The following is a 20175-nucleotide window of genomic DNA, read 5'->3' as shown; positions in this document are numbered from 1 at the left end:
CTGTCGGTATACAATAAAGTTTAGAACTAAACAATAAAGTTTGAAACTGTGACATTAAAGTTGAAAACTTTTTAAATCCGGTTAAACTGTTCAAAAGTTGACCGGATTTTTTATGACAAAATCAAAGTACGTTTTAACTGAAAAGCAAATATTCAAGAGGATTAAAGAAGGGCGAGGTTCTGGAAGGCTTTCTAAATATAAACCGTGGTTGTATGTTAATGAAGTTCCCTCAGAAGGTCGATCTCAGCGAGTATACTCTCATTTAACTGGGCGAATTCACCATGTTCTATCAGACCTTGAATTCGCAGTCTTTCTTCTTCTCGATTATGACTCTGCCATAACCGACATTCGTGAGCAATTTCCATTAAACAGGGATGATACTTTAAATATCTCCAAGGAAGGTCAGCTATGGCACCCTTCGCAAGCTGGGGTAAATCTTGTCATGTCCTCAGATTTTTTGGTCAACTCATCTTCCAAAATTCAACCCAAGTTTGCTATACAAGCAAAGTACTCAAAAGACTTAAAAGATCCAAGAACTGTCGAAAAACTTGAAATTGAACGGAGATATTGGCAGCTTAAAAAAATCCCATGGTTCCTTGTAACAGAGAAAGAGATAAATAGAGTCGTCGTATCGAATATTGAATGGCTATACGGGGTTAAAGGGTACTTTGACGAATTGATAACGAATGAACTTTTGCTAACTTTCGAACATGTCAGTGCTTATTTTTTTCAACATCCAGAAAGAAGAGTGGTTGATCTGTGCAAGGGCTATGACAAAGCATATCAACAGGAGCTTGGTCAATCGCTCTATGATATTCGTTTAATGTGTGCTGCAAGGCTTATCACGTTCGATATGCGTTTACCATTCCATAGTTTGAAAGCTAAAGATATTGTGTTTAGAAGTATATCTTTACTAGGGGAGCATAATGATGTGGCAAGTTAACGAAACTCTAGCATTTGATGGCAAACAATATCGCATACTCTTTACTGAAGCGAGCTACTTTTATTGGATTGCTATTGATGAGAATAAAGGCTTTCCTGTAAAAGTATATTTTGATGAATGTATCAACTGGGTTGATGAGGGGCATATAGAAAAAATCCCTGATCCCTACGCCTATCTCCAAGGCGAGTCTTGGACCGAAGAGTCTAGTGTTTATCATGAAAGCCAACGCAACTATGAACTGATTAAGCCTATCGTTGAAGGTGAAGGTGCGTTCGACAAGAAAGTTAGAGCAAAAAAAGTTAATGATGTGGTTGCTAAGTCGGGTAAAGGCAAACCGACAATCTATCGCTTAATGAGACGATACTGGCAACGAGGGCAGATAAAAAATGCACTTTTGCCTGATTATAAAAACTCAGGTGCCGCAGGAAAAAGAAGAAACTTTATAGATAAAAAAGCTGGTAGGCCGAGAATTTATGGCATCGGTAGTGGGGAGCCAATAACTGAAAGCGTCAGACAGCAATTTCGAATTATTTGTGATAAGTATTTGATGAATGAAAAGGTTTTTTCAGTTCGTTACTCATATATCAAGTTTACTAAGGCTTACAAACTCAAAAATCCTTACGTTGAAGAGCATGAAATACCAACACTTCGCCAGTTTCAATACTTCTATAAAACTGAGTATAACAAGGTTACTCAGCTTACCGTTCAGACACCTCAAGGCGTTTACAATAAAGATGTTAGGCCACTTCATGGAACCGCAACAGCTCAAGCTTTAGGCCCTGGTAGTAGATATGAAATTGATGCCACCATTGCAGATATATACTTGGTGGATGATAACGACTCCGACAAGGTTATTGGTAGACCTACGATCTATATGGTCATTGATGTATTCAGTCGGATGGTTGCTGGTTTTTATATTGGCTTCGATAATCCGTCTTTTCCCGTTGCAATGAAAGCACTGATATCAAGCTTTAGTAGTAAAGTTGAAACGTGTGCAAGATATGACATCGATATTTCTGAAGAACAGTGGCCATGTTTAGGTATTCCTGACGTATTGCTGGCTGATCGTGGTGAATTAATGAGTCACCAAGCAAATTACTTGGTTGATGCTATTGGTGTTCGACTTGAAAGCGCCCCTCCTAGAAGAGGTGATGCGAAAGGTATTGTCGAGAGGTCATTTGGCACGTTGCAGGCTAAGTTTAAGCCCTATATGCCTGGTGTGGTTACAGGTAATAAGGTTAAAAAGCACGGTGAAAAGGATTATAGGGTTGAAGCTGCAGTAGCAAGGTCTGATTTTGTCGAAATTATGCTCTATTCGATACTTGCTCATAATCTAAATAAGCCGTTAGAAAAATATGATCGCGCTTCTGATATGCCAGAAAACCTTCCTTCTATCCCAATTGATCTTTGGAATTGGGGACTTCAACATCGTACTGGACGTCTACGAACCATTGATACGGATATTGCAAAAATATTGTTGTTACCTCGACAAAAAGTCACTGTATCTGAATTAGGCGTAAAGTTATGGGGGTTAATCTATACAGGAAAAGAAATTATAAAAACTGGTTGGATGCACCGTTCTTCGGAAGTTTCTAGGCCCAAAAAATTGTATGCAGCCTATGAGCTTGGTTCTGCTAATAATATATACCTGTTTCCTGAAGAGGGTAAAAACACTTTTTGGGTTTGTGATATTTCTACTCGAAGTAGAGAGTACCGTGATCTAACTTGGTATCAAGTATGGGAACGACAAGCCTTACAAAAACAAGCTTTGGCAGAAGCTAAATATCAGTTTTCACCAGTAGAAAGAAACTTTGATGATCTTCTTGAAAAGAAACTGAAGAAAGCGAAAAAAAATAGCAAAACCAGTAAATTGAGCAATGCACAAAAAATTAATGAGATTAAAGCTAACAAACGGCAGCTACGTGAGCAAGAGAGAAAGGAGTTAGCAATAGCGCCTAATAGGCCCAAACAAGAGGATTTGGCACCAGTTGTACAGTTAAACAGGGAGGAAGAAAGTTACCAACTTCCTGATTTCATACCAGAGTTATTTGATGATGGGGATGAGAGTTGATGAAGAAAAGTCAAAATCATCGTGTTATTGCAACTTATCAGGCCGCAACATTATCAGCTTATCAAGGTAATCCTCTGATAGAGGCTCTTCCACCTCTCAATAGCTTCCTTGATGATTCCAGTGCTCTAAAGGGATCGTTAAAATGTTCTGCTGAAGATATTCATTTAAATGGTATTGAAAGAGCGCATAGTATCTGTCGTGTTATTGATGATTTTTTTCAACCACTAAGTCAACACATACAGCTACATGAGCGACTCTCATTAATGATACGAGGTGGTTACGTAGGAAGAAACCCCGAAACAGGTGATTGGGCTAGACATATACAAAACGGTTACGAACGAGTGTTATCTGGTGACTTGAAGGCGATAAAGTTTACAGAAGTCAGTTCGACAGCCCAAAGTATGACGTTGATTGGGTGTAGCGGAAATGGCAAAACAACAGCAATTAAGCAACTTTTATCTTTATATCCTCAAGTTATTTATCATCCTGATAGAAATCTTGAACAAGTAGTTTATCTAAAAATCGATTGCTCACATGATGGCTCACTTAAAGAGCTGTGCTTGAATTTTTTTCGTGGAATGGATCGAGCACTAGGAACATCAAACTACGAAAAACAATATTCCATGAGCAAAAGACCCAGTATTGAAACTCTTTTGGCGGCAATGGCACAAGTTGCAAATGCTCACGCAGTAGGCGTTCTTATTATTGATGAAATACAGCATCTTAGTCGTTTGCGCTCTGGTGGTTCTGAGAAAATGCTCAACTTCTTTGTGACGTTAGTAAATACCATTGGTCTTCCTGTTATTTTGGTCGGGACACCACGAGCACGTGAGATATTTGAAGCAGATATGAGATCTGCAAGGCGAGGCTCTGGTCTTGGCGCAATTTTTTGGGATCCAATGGAAGAAGAAAGGGAGTGGAAAGCGCTTACTGATAAGTTATGGTCTCTCCAATGGCTTCAAAAACGTGATGAAGTGTTATCAGATGAAATTCGTTCTTTGTGGTATGACCTAAGTCAAGGCGTTCTCGATATAGTGGTCAAGATATTTGTGTTATGTCAGTTGCGAGCTATTGCTACAAAAGTGGAAAGGATCACGTCAAAATTAATGCAACAAGTATACGAGGACGAATTAAAACCAGTTCATCCAATGCTAGCTGCCTTGCGTTCAGGTGACGTCGAAGAAATGATTAAGTTTTCAGATCTTAAACTAAGTGATACCGATAAAAGGATCCTAGAACTGCAAAAGAAGGTTGCCGAATCAGCTCAACAAACACCAGAAGAGTTCGCATATCAACAGCTAAGAACAGATGAAGAGAGACGTGTGTATATGGCTTTAAAAGATGAGTTTGATTCAACCCTTTTAGCACCTGTTATACGACAGTTATTTGATCAACACCCCGACTTTACATGGATAAGCTTACTGCCGCTGATACATGATCAACTGATGATACCTGAACAATTGCAGCCTAAAAAAGAATCTAAACCTAGTAAGGGCAAGAGAGCTTCTTCAATCAAACAGGCTCAGTGGCATACACTTAATAGTGAAGATTTGAGGTTTGTTCATTCTCAATCTGACTCTGACTACGAAATGTACTCAGCAATGTCAAAATCTGGTTTGATTTTAGACATTCAATCATTGCTAGAAAAGGCGGTTTAGTATTGAACTGCTTTCCTGTCCCTTACCCAGATGAATTAATTTATAGTTTAGTTGCTAGAGCTGGCATTCGAAGTGCCATAACAAGTTCTAAACAGCTACTTGATGAAGTATTCGGTGACAGGAAAGTGATTGCAACAATTGACCTTCCTAGTCATTTGTCAGCGATATCTGAGTTGCTAGTTAATACTGGAAAATTTGACGTTTCTCAGCTCGTTTATGAGCACACAATGTTTCCTATCTACGCTCCTTTTATTGATGAAAGTGTCAGAGTTCGAGCGATGAGCAGAATGAAAGGTTTCTCCAGAGGTTCAGTCCATCTTATGCTAGGTGCCCCTGCTTCTATTGTTAAAATATCAGATAATTTTCGGATTTGCCCAGCTTGTGTAGAAGAACAAAAGCAAAAATATGGGGAAAGCTATTGGTCTAGATTGTGGTTCCTGCCATCCTTACCCTACTGCCATAAACATGGGATTTTGAGCCAATCGACAACCTCTTACCATGATAATAGGCACACATACCACGTATGTGGTCGAATACAATGTCAGCCCTTTTTATGTAACGAAAATAATAAAACAGAGCAGCAGTTCGTTTATTTAGCTAAAAAAGCTCAAGAGGTGATGTTTTTACCTATTCAAGAGTCCCCTACCCAGAATCAATGGAGCCTTTTCTATAATAATTTAGCGCATGATTTTGGCTATGGAAAAGGTAATAAGCAGGTTGCGCACGAAAAGATTGCAGATTTAGTTGTTAACAAGATAGTCATTCCTGAATTAGCCATCGATTCTAATAGGGATACTAACTGGTTACGCACGATATTTCGTCGTCACCGTAAAGCTTTTAGTTACTTGCAGCACTTAATCGTTTGGTCGGCTTTTATTCCAGATATGACAGTTAGCGAAATCATTAACGAAGTTAAATCTGAAGATAAAGTGACTGTATCTCTTCAGAAAAACCATGTTGATCTAGATTCAAAATCGAGTAAGGTAAAGCGTAATAAATGGAAGAGTTTAATAAGTACAACACCGATTAATATAGCACGTACACTTTCAGGTGGTGGTGCACTGTACGCTTGGCTGTACCGAAATGATAGAGATTGGTTATTGGCTTTCAATAGTGCGAACAAATCGCAATCGGCACTAAGACAGAAAAAAGTAGATTGGAGTGCAAGAGATCGTTCATTAACTAAGCAGCTTCTTAGGGTTGTTGACCAATTTGATGGTGTAATTGAGAGCCCTAGGAGAACTAAAAATTTCTTACTTAAACAGTTAGAAGGTTACGGTTCGATAAGCAAAAAGTTGAATCTATTACCTCTGTTATCTTTTACTTTGAATCGATATCAAGAAAGTGTTTTTGAGTTTCAAGCTCGTAGGCTTGCAATGACTGTAATCGTAAACTTACGAGCTGGGGATAGAAAAAGTCGCTGGCAACTGATGCGTTCAGCAAGCCTTCCTAAAGAAAGAATACTGCCAATTATCGACGACCTGCTCGATTGGGTCGTGACAGGATCAAACTAAAAATAAGGAAATTTCATGGGAGCTACGTTTTACAAATGTGATGATGATGTACGTATAGTTCATACAGGTAGGGTGTTAGTACGTACAAGTGATACTTCTTATAGGCCTTCAATCGAAGTATGGTGCAATCCACCTCAGCAAAAAAATGGTTTTCACGCTACCGCATTTTCTAATGTCCCTGCTTTATATCGAGGTAAGATCATAAATCAAAGAGAGCTATCAGAAAGATACATTAAACGTGGGCGTCATACATTTAGAGCCAATGAATACCTTAGAAAAAGTACGTTAAATGAATTTCCCGACTCAGATTCAGCAGAATCTTTGAGAAATAAAGAATCAGAGCAACATGCGTTTGTATTAGAACGGACGACAGCTCCCAGCCTGGTAATCCCTCAGCTCGAATTAGCGAGGGTTTTGTTTTATGCCAGCTCTTACTTATCACGAGCGTCATTGATGTCTTCTCGCTTACTCACCGACTTCAAAGTAGAAGTTAACATGAAGCAGGATTTTGCCAACATCGAAGTTTTGCAAACATCTAACTTTCCTCCTTCTGCATTCAATGATTCTGCAACAAGAGCGATGCTGAGCTGGTTGCTTATTGATAGTAATGCAAAGCGCTCATTTGAATCGATTTTTAGATACTTTAATATTGAGAATCACCTAGATATATCTGCAAGGTATAGGCGTTGGTTATTTAATTTCGACCCACCTCAAATGCCAGGGTGGTCTTTCTTATATGAAGGTAGACCTGATGTAAGTGGCCGCTACTTTCTAGTTGAAAAGATCTCGGACATTGAAATTAATGCACAAATGCCTTCTAGGGTCTACTTTCATAACCCGTCTTTTACGCATCCAGATGAAGGACTAGAGCCAACAACTGGTGGCGAAGGGTCTAAACCATACGAACGACCAGAAGATCATATTATCGATGATGATAAAGAAGCTTCCGATGCTAACCAAGCATTCTTGTTAGGTGAGAATACCTGCTCAGTAAGATTCAAGAACAGTTTTTCAACGTCGAAAGCAACAATACCAAAAAGAAGTCATAGGCCAGATGGTAATCAGGAACTACCCGAGAAAGCAAGCGATGTGGTAAGCACTAATGAGCCAGGGAGTGATGGTGAGATACCCTCTGCTGATATAGGTGGAGGAATGGAGGATTGTACTGATCGTTCTGAAGAGTATGCATCGCGCTTTACTGCTTTTAACATGATGGTGCAAATGCTAGAGGAAAAGTACGCCTGCACAATCATTGACTCATACACTCACGAGTTAGAACAAGTCGGTCGCAGCAAGTGTCACTTGATTGATTCTGGCGCAAAAAGAACGATTCGTTGCGTTGTAGTGAAACGGAACGGACATGTTAATTATTTGCTTGAAATTGATGTAACAGGACTGAAAAAATGGATTTCTACCAAGTGTATTCGAAAGACTGATACTCGCAATTGGAAAGAGCAGTTTTCTCAAATCAAAAAAGGTGTGGTGACAAAATCTCTGGGATGGCCTACTCAAGAAATGGACGCTATGTTTGGCTTCAAAAAGCATATTGGTATTCCTCACCCTAAATCTATTGAAGGGCACCCGACAGGTATCCCGACGGAATCAATTTTGGATTGGGCAGGAAGGGTCGCCGATAAACTCTAGCTTACAGATCAAAACGTTGTCGCTCAGTCTTCCCTACAAAATAATTTGTGATAGGATGACACCTAATAAAATTAATTAGGTTGAGGCCTACTCAGTGTTTTATGGCCATCTGTCCAGCTTCAACCGTTAGAGATTGCTAAGTCATTGCGGATGAAAAGCAGCGTTGAGCGTCGCTCTTCAATGTAATTACGCAATGTCGGTCCGTACTTTATAAACAGAGTTTTAAGAAACTGGTTGAATTGGATAAACAAGACGCATGACAAATGATGGTCTGAAACAAACGGTAGTGGCGAAGCTGGATAGGTCTTCGCAGATAGAACAGTTGCCACAAGCAACCAGAGATCGCATTGCCCACATTGATTTCACCTTATTGTTTAAGGGAGAAGCGGTACGGGCGGATTTAGTTAATCGCTTCAGTATAGCTGCCGCACAGGCAACGAAAGACTTCACAATGTACAGAGAGCTTGCGCCAGGCAATATTGAATATGACCAAAAGCTCAAGTTGCATAAGCGCGGTGAAGCATTTGAACCTTTGTTCGACTACGACGTCGTTCGAACACTTGCAACCATTAGCCAAGGGTACGGCGATGGCTTCACTGGAAAGGTTAAACCACCTCTGGCTTGTGAAGCGCCTTATCACCTTAATAAGCCGAGTCTATCGATAGTGGCGAAAGTCACCGAAGCTATCCACAAAGGCAAAGCCTTGCGTATCACCTATCTGTCGTTATCTAGCGGTGAAACAATGCGTGAAATTGTGCCGCATACGATGGTGGACAATGGCCTGCGTTGGCATGTTCGTGGTTTTGACCGCAAGCATGGCCAAAGCGGAACGCCAAATGGATTCCGAGACTTTGTACTGACCCGAATTAAAGCAGCGGTTGTGCTTGAAGACTCCACTTTGTCGCCCTATGTTACCAAAGAAAGTGAGCTCGAAAGCCAAGATCGGCAATGGAATCGATTTGTAGAGCTTGAGTTAGTGCCGCACCCACGCATAGAGCACAGTGAAGCGATAGAGCTGGACTATGGCATGGCGGGTGGCGTGATGAAGGTCGAGATCAGGGCGGCAACTGCGGGGTACTTGCTTCGGCTTTGGAATGTCGATTGTTCTGAGACTGCGTGTTTATCAACCAGCCATTGCCAACTGGCATTAAACAATCGTGCCGCGCTGTATGGGATTCAAAACCTCGCAATTGCGCCGGGTTATGTCACTTAGACGATGAGCACAACCTAGACAACCGCTTTTTATGACTAGATATTAATCATCAGAATTAAATAAGAATTTAAGGAATACCGATGCCAACGTTGGATTTTAAAGGTAAGCAGTTTGTTTATTCACACCATCTGAGTGTGCCGTTTCGTGAACTAAAAGTGGTTGCGGATAAATCACTACCGCAAGAAGGTAAGGCGGCATCACTATATGACAACCTCATCATCCATGGCGACAACCTTGAAGTCCTCAAGGCGCTACTGCCGACTCATGCTGGTAAAGTTGACTGCATTTTTATCGACCCGCCGTATAACACAGGCAATGAAGGCTGGTGTTATAACGACAACGTTCGCTCACCATTAATGCAGGAGTGGTTGAAAAAGTCTGCTAATCCTGTTGATAAAGAAGATTTGGAACGTCATGATAAATGGCTTTGCATGATGTGGCCGAGATTAACACTTTTAAAAGAACTGTTAGCCGAGACTGGAAGTATTTGGATCACCTTAGATGACAATGAGTTTCACCGACTAAAAATATTGATGGATGAAATTTTAGGAGAGCAAAATTTCGTATCCACCCTGATTTGGCAAAAAAAATATAGTACAAAAAGTGACACTAAATACTTTTCAGAAGAACATGATTTTATTGCCGTTTATGCAAAAAACATAGACAAGTTTGAGTTGGGAGGGCTTGAGCGTACTGATCAACAAGACGCGAATTATAAGAATCCCGATAATGATCCAAGAGGTGTTTGGGCTTCAGATAACCTTTTACGAACTGAGTCTCGTGACTATGCAATATATGAAGTTGAAGCTCCAAATGGCATGAAGCATCTACCACCTAAAGGAAGTAGCTGGCGGTTTAATAAAGAACGCATGGAACAGCTAATCCAAGATAATCGTATTTGGTTCGGCGAAAGTGGCACTAACAAACCACGTTTGAAACGATTTCTATCAGAGGTTAGAAGTAGCATTCCTGCACAAACTATTTGGAAGTATATTGATGTTAGCCATAGCGATGCAGCCAAGAAAAACCTTGCAAACATGTTCTCAGAGGTAAGCATTCCTTTTGCAACCCCAAAGCCAACTCAACTCATTGACAGAATACTCACGCTTATCAATAACGAAGACGCTATCGTTTTAGACTCTTTTGCTGGGTCTGGCACTACTGCTAATGCAGTACTTGAAACTAATAAAAGGGACAATGGAAATCGTAAGTTTATCTTAGTTGAGTGCGAAGGCTACGCCGATACATTAACAGCAGAGCGTGTACGTCGTGTTATCAATGGCTACCCCTTCAAAGGCAATCAAAAGCAAGAACTGCTTTCTGAAAAAGTCACGTGGTCGGTTTTCGAGAAAAAGCACGCTGAGCTGTTGGAAAAAATTGCCAAAATTGAAGCAAAACACAGCAAAGACTTCGACAAAATCAAAAAAGAACTCAAAGACGGTGTGCTCACAGTCACCGGTGAGCGCAAAGTGGATGAGTTTGCCCCAGGCATTGGTGGCAGCTTCACCTATTGCACCTTAGGGGAACCGATCCAAATTGAAAGCTTACTCACCGGCGAAGCAATGCCGTCATTCGATGCGCTCGCACGTTATGTGTTTTATACCGCCACTGGGCAATCGTTAGAAACGGTAGCTAAAGCTTCTGCCGATGGTTTTATCGGTGAAACAGACTTATTCCGTATTCATCTGTTCTATCGCCCGGATAGCGAATGGTTGCGCTCAAATGAAGCAGCATTAAACGCAGGTAAAGTAGAAACGATTGCTAAAAACAATGCCACGAAAAAGCGCACCATTGTCTTTGCTGTGGCGAAGTTTATGAGTCAGAAGGACCTAACTGAAAAACGCATTGAGTTTTGCCAGTTGCCTTACGCTATCCATCGCATTATGGGGGCGTAATATGGAGTTAAAAGACTACCAAAATGGTGTGCTGGATAAGCTGGACTATTATCTGAAAAAGTTGGCCGACACCAAGGAAGAAGCGGAAGACTTCGTGGCTTTTCAGAAAATGAAAGGCAAAGAGGCCCGCTTAACCGATTACGCTAAAGATACGTGGGAAGCTCTGGTGCAGGAGCGCCGTATTGACCTACTTAAAGACAAAAGCGGCAACTTGGTGCCTGCGCCTTATGTCACAAGATTTGACGGCTTAGAGCGGCCAATCCCTAACGTGTGCCTGAAAGTACCGACGGGTGGTGGTAAAACCTTACTTGGCGTTGCTGCGGTCGAGCGCCTGCAAACGGATTTGTTTACGCAACAAATCGGTATGGTGCTCTGGGTGGTGCCATCGGATGCCATTTACAAGCAAACTTGGAAACAGTTGGCCAATCGTGAGCATCCGTACCGGCAAATGTTAGAACGTGCTTCGGGTGGGCGGGTAAAAATGCTCGAAAAGAACGATGCCTTTACCAAGCGAGATACCGACGAAAACCTGTGCGTTATGCTGTTGATGCTGCAATCCAGTGCGCGTCAATCGAAAGAGACACTACGAATGTTCCGTGATAGCGGGCGATTTACCACTTTCTTCCCGATTGAAGATGACACTACCGCCAATGAGGCGCTATTGAGCAGTATTCGTAACTTAGATTGTAACGATCTTTCAGATTACGGTTGGCAAGAAGGCATAGCCCCAGGCTCAGTGTCAGTCAAACAAAGCTTAGGCAATGTGTTACGCATAGTTCGCCCAATCATTATTGTGGATGAGGGGCATAAAGCCTATAGCGAAACCGCACGAGAAACCCTGTGTGGATTTAACCCTAAGTTTATTCTTGAGCTTTCTGCCACGCCTAACGCTAACGGTAAGCATCACTCAAATGTGCTGGTGAACGTATCTGGGCAAGCGTTGAAAGATGAGCAAATGATTAAATTACCCATAAACTTAATCAACGAAGACAAAAGTGAGTGGAAGCATACCTTGTCGCTTGCGCACGCTAAATTGGCAGAGCTTGAAAAGGATGCCGGGCAGCTATACAACGAAACCGGTCGCTACATTCGCCCCATCATGCTTATTCGTGTTGAGCGCACAGGTAAAGACCAGCGTGACTCAGCCTTTGTGCATGCGGAAGACGCCCGCAAATATTTGATGGAAAAATTGGGCGTGAATGAAAATGCAATTCGCCTGAAAACGTCTGACAAAGACGAGTTGGGTGATGATGATTTGCTCAGCGAAATGTGCCCCGTTAAATACATCATCACAAAGGATGCACTGCGTGAAGGTTGGGATTGCCCCTTTGCTTATGTGTTAACCGTGTTGTCTAAAATGACCGCCAAAACGGCAATCACCCAAATGATTGGTCGTGTCCTACGTCAGCCACATGCGCGATTGACGCAAAAATCAAGCTTAGATGAGTGTTATGTCTACACCTTTGATCAAGATGTGATGGAAGCCGTCGCCGGTGTTAAGCAAGGTTTAGAAGAAGAAGGGATGGGGGATGTGGCGAATCAGGTTAAAGCCTCACAAGCCAATAAACCCGCCGCAGTAGTGAGCAAAGAAACCTTATTGCGTAGAGAGCGTTTTCGTAACCTACCGAAAATATTCTTGCCTCGGGTTTTACACCGTGATGCAGGGTACAAAGACGGCTATCGTTTGTTTGACTATGAACGGGATGTGCTGGGTGACCTAGATTGGGAATCGCTGTCTTATTTGAATGCAGAGAACTTCCAGCTAGTGGACGACAAGTTACAGCGCACGATTGCCCGTATCGACTACAAAATGTCAAAGGATAACCAAGGTGAATTGGACTTGGCCGACCCGGTTCACGAAAACATCGTGTTTGACCCCATTGCAGGCCTAGATATTTCGTTTATGGTAAGGCAGCTCACCGATGTTATTCCAAACCCATGGCAAGCCATGCGGGTATTAACGCACACGTTAGACATCTTGCGTGGTAATGGGGTTTCTGAGGAGGCTTTGTTTACTAACCGCCTTGAGCTACTCAAAGAGATGAAGCGCGACATTAAACAACAGGTCGCGCAATTATCGGAGCAAATCTTCAGATCTAAGTTGGACAAGGGTGATATTTCCCTGCGCCTACTCGCTTCAGATAACGAAAAGCTAAATTGGGAACTGGCGCAAACCTTAGAGGTTAATGTCAGTGAGCATGATCAGGTGCTTCGCCGCAAGGATGGATCTGAACTCGAAAAAAGCCTGTTCGAAAAGGTCTATCAAAATGGGCTGAACAATTTAGAGCGCGACACAGCCTGGTATTTGGATAAGCAAGAGTCTGTGTATTGGTGGCATCGTATTGCAGTGAATCAAAGCGAGTACAGCCTGCAAGGCTGGCAAAAGCAAAAGGTTTACCCTGACTTGTTGGTGTGCGTCGAACAGCCAAACTCTGGCAGTTACCGCTTCTCTGTACTGGAAACCAAGGGTGAGCATTTAAAAGGAAACGACGACACTGAGTACAAGCGCCGATTATTTGAGCTATTAACTGAGCACGTCAAGACGGCGGTAGATGCTGGCGAACTTACGTTGGAAGCCGCATCGGGTGGTATGTCGTTCAGAATGCTGATGGAAGACAGTTGGTCACAAGAGATCGTGCCTGAGTTGAATTAATGAGTCATTTGTTGGTGTTGTGTTGTCTCCAACCTTGTCGCCCCTTCTAAAAAAGGGGCGAAACTCAAAAGGAATAGCAAGTTAACGAGGATTTAGATGAGTCAGCCAATACCGACTTCTTATAATCAAATCATTGCGCATACGATTGAACAGGCGCTTGCCCTATCGGTTAATGCAAAGAACGAAAATGCTATTGCTGGCTTTTGCCAGTTACAAGGCCCAACAGGCGGAGGCAAAAGTAGTTCTCTTTATCGTAGTCCAGACGGGAAAATTCCAGCGAGCCTTGAATTTATAAAATCCAAAAGGTTGCAGGCCATATTGGTTACCCATCGCTGGAACATTCTGCATGACATTTATGAAAGTGCCACGAGTGCAAAAGACAGCTCAGGTAACCCTCTGCTCGTTAGTATTCTTTATGCTCAGGATGAAACTGTTGTTAGTGCGGTTTCGCAACGGGCACTGCCACATGAACAAGGCGTTCAAAAGTCTGACTTGCCCGATCCTTATAAGGGCATTGAGGACATCCATGGTTTAGGAGTGTTTCGTTCTAATGCTGATAAAGAGGCTCTCGTTCGTGCTTGCCACAACGTTGCAGCTATTGCCCGTAATGTTGAGTACAAAAAGAAAAATCCTGATTCGATGGGCGTCTTACTCGAACGAGAAGAGCAGGAACTAAGAAAACTGTGTGGGTTTGTCGAGCGCACGCTACTTGGGTGTATGTCGTCCGTAGAGAAGGCAGTGAAGTATGCCAGTAAGCACCATGGCAAGACGCATGAACTCACGGAGCAAGCCAAAGAAAAGCTTCGTTTATTTAGAGAAAATAAATGGGTGCGTCGAATTTTCCCGGCGATTGCCTGGCACGATGATAAACAACATTTGCTGGTGTTAACTACGCAGAAGCTGTTCGCTTCCTTTTACGACGGTAAACAGAAAGTCAGAATGTCGAGCGGCCAACTGGCCGGAAAGGTAGTATTTGTTGATGAGTTTGATTACCAAGCGGACATTCTACAGACATTACTTGCCCAGTCTCAAATGGTGCAAGAGCCGCCTGAGTGTATTGGTCAATTACTTGAAGGAGGTAAGCGCCTATTAGCGAGAATGCAGTTTGTTACTGCTGAACCTATACCTGAGCTTTACACTGAGCTTAAACAGCTTATTGCGGAGCTAGAGGAGGATTTGACCAGCAAGGGTGTCGATCTGAATCAGTCTAGGGCGCTGGTAATGCCTTTAAAACAGTATGAATCCGGTATCCCGTTCGAAAAGAAATATCTGTTTCGCTCAGATCACTTAGTAACCAGTGAGCCTTTGCAGTTACAGCAAAAACCTCATGGCTTTGAAGTGAAAAGTTATGGGCAAAGCGATGAAGAATCAGTTGATGTCGGTGATTTTTTGCGTGTGATGGAGAAATATATCAGACGCTTCAGTTTGCTGTTGTCGCAGTTCGCAACCGATGAGTCCGAAGCCTATGAGTATCTCGTTCGGCTAAACCGATTGCTGTTTGATCCTGCGAATGACTATCGACTATCCTACTACAGCACAGCGTTACCCAGTTTATCGCTGTTCTCCTTGCCTCGCACTAGCTTGCCTGAGTTAGAAGCGCTGTGTAGATCTAACCGATTACCTAATACTCAGACGAATATGTTTGGCCTAACAACCTGGCTATTAACCACAGATGAAGCTGAAGCGGATATTGACCCGTTGAGGATCAAGATTAAACGCGCACTATTACCGACAACACCTGAAGGGTTAATGGTTTCGTTATCGAGTCGTAACCTCGTTTTTGCACTATCCGCAACCTCTTATATCGAAAGGGGGATTGGTCATTTCGATATACGCTGGATTGAAAGCGCTTTGCGTTACGTGGCTCAGACCCGCAATCCACAATGTACCGAGAGTTTTCTGGGCGATAGCTTTGAGCAGTGCCCTGAAGATTGGTTTAAGAAGCCAATTCCGTATTTACAAACTGACGAGGATAAGCAGTTACAAATAGCGGTGATCCGCTCGTTGGTTAAAGACAAATCTGAAAAGCGTCGCTCGACACTGAAAACCACGATTCACGACTTTGATGATGCTATCAATGCACCAGTTTTTCAGGAGGCAAAACTGCATTTGAACGCTGCATTTTTTGAGGCTGAGCACTCAGGTTACAAGTATGAATACCGGCAGTCTGTATTGTTTAAATTACTGCACGTTCTGCATTTAGCAGCGAATGAGCCACAACATAAAGGTCATCTGGCCTTTGTTAACTCAGTCAAATACCTTCGGAAGTGGTTGATAAGTGATACCGCAGAAAACAGTAGAATGAGTGCGGATTGGCTTGAAATGGAGCGTTTAACCACTGGCGTATTGTCTTCTTTTGACGATGTGTTTATTCCTTTGGCTGTCAATGGTAAGCCCATGATGATTTGCTTGCTTAATGCTGAAGCACAAAAGCGAGAAGGATTTGAGCACGCATATCAAGCGGCGTTCGACTCTGGCCGAACCGTGGTGGTAATGACACAAACCGCATCCGCTACCAATGGCATTAATTTGGATTACTCCTTGCCTAACTCTCAAGGGCAGATGGATCTGACGTCGCTATTTATTATTGAAAGTAAGCACTTTTACTTTTCACCATGGGATAGCAATGACGCTGATGATGAAATGTCTCATGCTGGCTTTCAACTCAGAAACTTAGAAAAATTAGTCAGGCGGTCAGAGTTTTCACGTAAGCAGCAGCGGCAATTTATTATGCCGTTAATGAATAACTCAGTCGCTAAAATCCAGGAGCTAAACAAGCTCTATAAAGCGACAAATGACTACGTTAAGAATCTTGCCGCTGACGTGCAGCAGCAAGTTGGTCGTATTGAACGTGCTTGGACGTATGTGCCCCATGTCGCCATTCATTTAAGCGATGATGTAGCAGGCCATCTTAGCAACTACGGCCAATTAACCGTTTGTACTAACAACCGAAATTGGGTTTCAAACCTTAATAATCAGCTGATTGATGATCTTACTCATTCCGAAGATGCAACGGTTTCCAACTTTCTTGCCCTGTTGAAAACGCAAACCCAAGATGGCTCTGCTGCGGTAGATATTATTGATAATAAGTTAGTTTCCGCTATCCGAGGTGCACGACAAGGTAAAGGTTGTATCGAAGACATTTCAGTGCTTTGGCATGAACTAGGCCGCGCTGTATTGCAGCATGATCTCCAATGGATGCCGCATAACAACACGTTTGGCATTACTGAGCCTTTGTGTCGTTGGGCGTGCTTTGAAAGACCTGAAAAATCAATAGTTACGGGTGAAATATGGTACGACCAGAAAAGTTGGCAGTTCTTTGCGAAGCGGGCAGCGGGGTTGATTAAATATAACCCACAGACGCTTTATGAGGTTGTTAATCGGCAGCCTGCCATTTCGGATTGGTTTAATCGTAAAGGTTTTCGAACGTCGTTTCAGCCGTTTGCCAATGACATTGAAGAGCAATTTGCGTTTCATCCCGTTGTGATTCAGCGAATTTTACAAGGGCGTATTGGTGAGGAAGGTATTCGCGCATTGCTGAGTGACAAGCAGCTAGTCACTAAACAAGACGTCTACAACCATGAGCTGTTTGAACTATATGATTTTGAGATAGCCAACGCTGATGTTTTTGTTGACGCTAAGTTTTGGTCTGTAGCTGCTCTGGAACAGTCGGATGAAGGCTTTGAACAATGGCTTGCTTCAGGCAAACATCCTGAATTTGCGCCTTTGGGATTAATTAAGAAGCTGGAGAAGATCCGTCAAATCCGTGGTGAAAACGCCATTTTGGTAATCGCGAACCTATTGACTGGTGAAGATTGTTCCTTATCGGGCTTTTCTGAAGTGTTGGAGCCAGTAAAAGTTGAGAATGCTTCAATCCTGTTTCTACCAGGTTGTTTGGTGAGCGATGGATATCAAATGACGTCTGGCTTTAAGTGGTTTTCGAAAATAGTTTGGCAGCGTATGAGGGAGCAAGGTTAATGGATAAAAATAAAGATTTGAGGAAGTTGCCGCTGTCTCATTTGGTTTATTTGAATAGCGAGGTTGATGCAGATAAAGCCAACAAATTTGTGGTTTATCACTATCCACTTCTCAATAACAACTATCAGTGGAAAGAGAAGAAAGCCTGGGAAGAACGTATCGATGCTGAGCTAGACAGTCGGCAGTTTGCCTATTTAATGAAAAAAAATGGTAATCAGTTTGGTCTCTATGTGGCTTTACAAAGTTCAAGTGATAGTCCTCCGTCTATTGTAGACGCTGAGTTGCAGCCTATTACTCCGGTACGCGTGGAATATTCACCGATTTTAAATCCTGTGTGGATTCGACTAATGATGCGATCATTACGGGCTTTTGGCGGTCATTGTAAAGGCGCTTACAGTTTAGGTTGTCCGTTATTGAAAGTAGATAGCTGGGCTGGCGGTGTCAATGCGATTAGTCTTGATTGTAGAACTCAGCAATTAAACGATGGTAATACCACTGAAATTGCTCTGTTTTATACCAATGTTCCATTAAGAACGTTATCTAATGACGATGATATTGCTCGCATTAAGAAGCCTCTATGGGTCTATGACAAAAATAAGGTACTCGTCAGGTGGTATCCTGGCCATGAAAGAAAACCGAGAGGTACGCTGTTTAAAGAGATTGGAAAGAGTAAAAATTCACGTAAACAGCGCCCGTTTCTGGATCTTTCTACACCAACTAGGTTTGAGCAAAGTTGGCCTATGGTGTTAAAACCAGTGCAAGATGCGTTTATCCTTTTTACGCATGACTATGGTTTTGAACTTTCAGCTAAAACATTAAATCTCCAACCACTGACGTTGAAAACAAAGCATAAGGCCAATAAGGCTAAGTCATCTTTCCCAAGCATCGAGATATCCGGTGAAATCAAGGTTATAGACCTAAGAGTTAATGCCGTTGTTGCTTGTAAAGAAATCTTAGACTTATTTAAATCGATAATTGCACAGAAAGGCGTCGATGTTTCGTGGAATATACTAGATGGAACTGCGGCAAATGACTTTGAACGGATAAAGCTTGAACGTTCGGACCGCGTTTTGATTCTGCTAGATCAGGAAAAAGGTATTGAAGATGATCGTTATCCACTAACGAAGTCGTTAGTTGGACGGTGTGCAGTTCAACATATCAACGTTAATCCTCATGATGTAACGGGAGACCCAGTCGAAAAAGGGCTGTTAATCGAGTCAAAAAGAGACGATGACCCGATAAAGCTATACGTTGCGTCTGAAGGTGGATATTACACCTACAACTACGACTTATTAGATACCAAGGCATACAAAGAAGCGATTATTAGAAAGCTTGAAGTGGTTCTTAAAGAGTTAGAGATCAAACGTTTACTGATTGATTCTGATAGGCCTATTTCTCAAGTCTTGCCATTGCAACGCGCCTGTTTAAACGAATCAACCATTGTCATTACTGATGGTTATTTGTTTACGGTTTCAAACGACAGACCGGTGTTGATCCCCTTCGAGCCCACTGATTCTGGTATGACTTTGAAAACAAATGAGTACCTGGCCAATTTCGAAACATCCGTAGATGATTTGCTCACTTTGATGAATGAGAATTGGCCCTATAGTTATCGTCAGAATGTCGTAATGGATTACTACGGTACTGAAGTTGATAAACAACGACGATTTGCGGCAAGAATTACGCTTGTTTTGAGTAAGGATAAGGACGCACAAATATCAATCATGATGCAAGATCCATCTTACGACCAAACGAATGTATTGCCACTGGGTATGGAAGATGCACTTTCGGATTTAACCAAGAAACAGAAGCCTTATCCGTTGACGGATTGGGTGCTACCAGATAGTGAAGTATTGCTCAATATTGTCAAAGAATTGAGTGATGATGGCGTGTTATCCAGCCAAAAGGCAACAATGCGATTTGAAAGTGAGTTGCCCGAATTAGTTGAATTATGGCAAGAACAATTAGTTTCGCTTCATCAGCAAAATGAAACGAAGGTGACTTACTATCAGGTAAAAAAAGAGGTTATTCAGCGTTGGTTAGATAAGCGAGGTAAGAAAAAGGACACATCAATCAGCGGTAGTTTAGATACCTTGTTATCTCGATACTTTGATAAGCCTTTAAACGACATCAAACGCTGGATGAGTAACATACCGGGTATTCAACGCATATGGTACGACAAAGAAAAGGGATATTTTGTTGTCGGTGGATTAACCTCTCCAAAAGCTCAGTTAATGAGGCAGCCGAGTATCCGACAATGGCACACCTTAAAAGGTGAGTTGGACATTGACCTACTGGCAGATTTACTCGATGTCGATTGGGTTCGTATGAATCAGCTTGCGGGTAACCCATGTGTCACGACATTAATTAAACGATGGAAAGAGATCAACTTCAGTTCCAGTGCAGCGACACTTAAATGATGTTGTTGAAAGCTTTTGACTGGTAAATAGGTTGATTAGTTTCCATCTTTATTGTCTTAAAAAATATGAAGGTTAGTTTTAATTGGTCAATAATTTTCAATCTTTAATGTCATTATTAAGCCGACTATAAACTATCGGGACACAGTTCAGAGACATTAAAGTTCTAAACTTTAATGTCCTCCCACA

10 protein-coding genes are annotated in these 20175 nt (G+C 42.2%); all 10 read left to right on the top strand.

Annotated elements, in window-relative coordinates:
- The first annotated feature begins 112 nt into the window (after positions 1–112).
- The 10 genes from JQC92_RS15915 to JQC92_RS15870 all read left to right on the top strand — a co-directional run bounded on the left by JQC92_RS15915 (position 113) and on the right by JQC92_RS15870 (position 19989).
- Positions 113–943 carry a TnsA endonuclease N-terminal domain-containing protein gene (locus JQC92_RS15915; protein ID WP_205000565.1) on the top strand — a complete coding sequence of 277 codons (831 nt, stop codon included), beginning with the start codon at positions 113–115 and terminating at the stop codon, positions 941–943.
- Complete coding sequence (locus JQC92_RS15910; RefSeq protein WP_239480595.1) at positions 927–3014, top strand: transposase; 2088 nt, start codon at positions 927–929, stop codon at positions 3012–3014. Before JQC92_RS15915 ends, JQC92_RS15910 begins: the two co-directional genes overlap by 17 nt.
- On the top strand, positions 3014–4672 hold the full coding sequence (locus JQC92_RS15905) for an AAA family ATPase (protein ID WP_205000564.1): 1659 nt from the start codon (positions 3014–3016) through the stop codon (positions 4670–4672). Before JQC92_RS15910 ends, JQC92_RS15905 begins: the two co-directional genes overlap by 1 nt.
- A 2-nt stretch (positions 4673–4674) precedes the next feature.
- On the top strand, positions 4675–6186 hold the full coding sequence (locus JQC92_RS15900; RefSeq protein ID WP_205000563.1) for a TnsD family Tn7-like transposition protein: 1512 nt from the start codon (positions 4675–4677) through the stop codon (positions 6184–6186).
- A 15-nt stretch (positions 6187–6201) separates the two neighbouring features.
- Complete coding sequence (locus JQC92_RS15895; RefSeq protein WP_205000562.1) at positions 6202–7830, top strand: Tn7-like element transposition protein TnsE; 1629 nt, start codon at positions 6202–6204, stop codon at positions 7828–7830.
- Between the two features lie 256 nt (positions 7831–8086).
- Positions 8087–9043 carry a WYL domain-containing protein gene (locus JQC92_RS15890; RefSeq protein WP_205000561.1) on the top strand — a complete coding sequence of 319 codons (957 nt, stop codon included), beginning with the start codon at positions 8087–8089 and terminating at the stop codon, positions 9041–9043.
- An 80-nt stretch (positions 9044–9123) separates the two neighbouring features.
- Complete coding sequence (locus JQC92_RS15885) at positions 9124–10938, top strand: site-specific DNA-methyltransferase (RefSeq protein WP_205000560.1); 1815 nt, start codon at positions 9124–9126, stop codon at positions 10936–10938.
- 1 nt (position 10939) lies between these two features.
- On the top strand, positions 10940–13591 hold the full coding sequence (locus JQC92_RS15880; RefSeq protein WP_205000559.1) for a DEAD/DEAH box helicase: 2652 nt from the start codon (positions 10940–10942) through the stop codon (positions 13589–13591).
- Between the two features lie 96 nt (positions 13592–13687).
- Positions 13688–17569: a hypothetical protein gene (locus tag JQC92_RS15875; RefSeq protein ID WP_205000558.1), complete on the top strand. Its 3882-nt coding sequence runs from the start codon at positions 13688–13690 to the stop codon at positions 17567–17569.
- Positions 17569–19989 (top strand): hypothetical protein, encoded by a 2421-nt coding sequence (locus JQC92_RS15870; RefSeq protein ID WP_205000557.1) that lies wholly within the window; start codon positions 17569–17571, stop codon positions 19987–19989. The genes JQC92_RS15875 and JQC92_RS15870 overlap by 1 nt, the downstream gene beginning before the upstream one ends.
- Positions 19990–20175 lie beyond the last annotated feature (186 nt).

Origin of the sequence: Parashewanella hymeniacidonis, from assembly GCF_016900895.1 — a bacterium.
Taxonomy (GTDB): domain Bacteria; phylum Pseudomonadota; class Gammaproteobacteria; order Enterobacterales; family Shewanellaceae; genus Parashewanella; species Parashewanella hymeniacidonis.
Note: the sequence above shows the minus strand (reverse complement) of the source record. Positions and strands in the feature narration are given on the sequence as shown.

Excerpts from the sequence above, each read along its gene's own strand:
- JQC92_RS15870 (WP_205000557.1), top strand. The coding sequence starts at position 17,569 with ATGGATAAAAATAAAGATTTGAGGAAGTTGCCGCTGTCTCATTTGGTT.
- JQC92_RS15910 (WP_239480595.1), top strand. The coding sequence starts at position 927 with ATGATGTGGCAAGTTAACGAAACTCTAGCATTTGATGGCAAACAATAT.
- JQC92_RS15915 (WP_205000565.1), top strand. The coding sequence starts at position 113 with ATGACAAAATCAAAGTACGTTTTAACTGAAAAGCAAATATTCAAGAGG.
- JQC92_RS15885 (WP_205000560.1), top strand. The coding sequence starts at position 9,124 with ATGCCAACGTTGGATTTTAAAGGTAAGCAGTTTGTTTATTCACACCAT.
- JQC92_RS15890 (WP_205000561.1), top strand. The coding sequence starts at position 8,087 with ATGACAAATGATGGTCTGAAACAAACGGTAGTGGCGAAGCTGGATAGG.
- JQC92_RS15875 (WP_205000558.1), top strand. The coding sequence starts at position 13,688 with ATGAGTCAGCCAATACCGACTTCTTATAATCAAATCATTGCGCATACG.
- JQC92_RS15880 (WP_205000559.1), top strand. The coding sequence starts at position 10,940 with ATGGAGTTAAAAGACTACCAAAATGGTGTGCTGGATAAGCTGGACTAT.
- JQC92_RS15905 (WP_205000564.1), top strand. The coding sequence starts at position 3,014 with ATGAAGAAAAGTCAAAATCATCGTGTTATTGCAACTTATCAGGCCGCA.
- JQC92_RS15895 (WP_205000562.1), top strand. The coding sequence starts at position 6,202 with ATGGGAGCTACGTTTTACAAATGTGATGATGATGTACGTATAGTTCAT.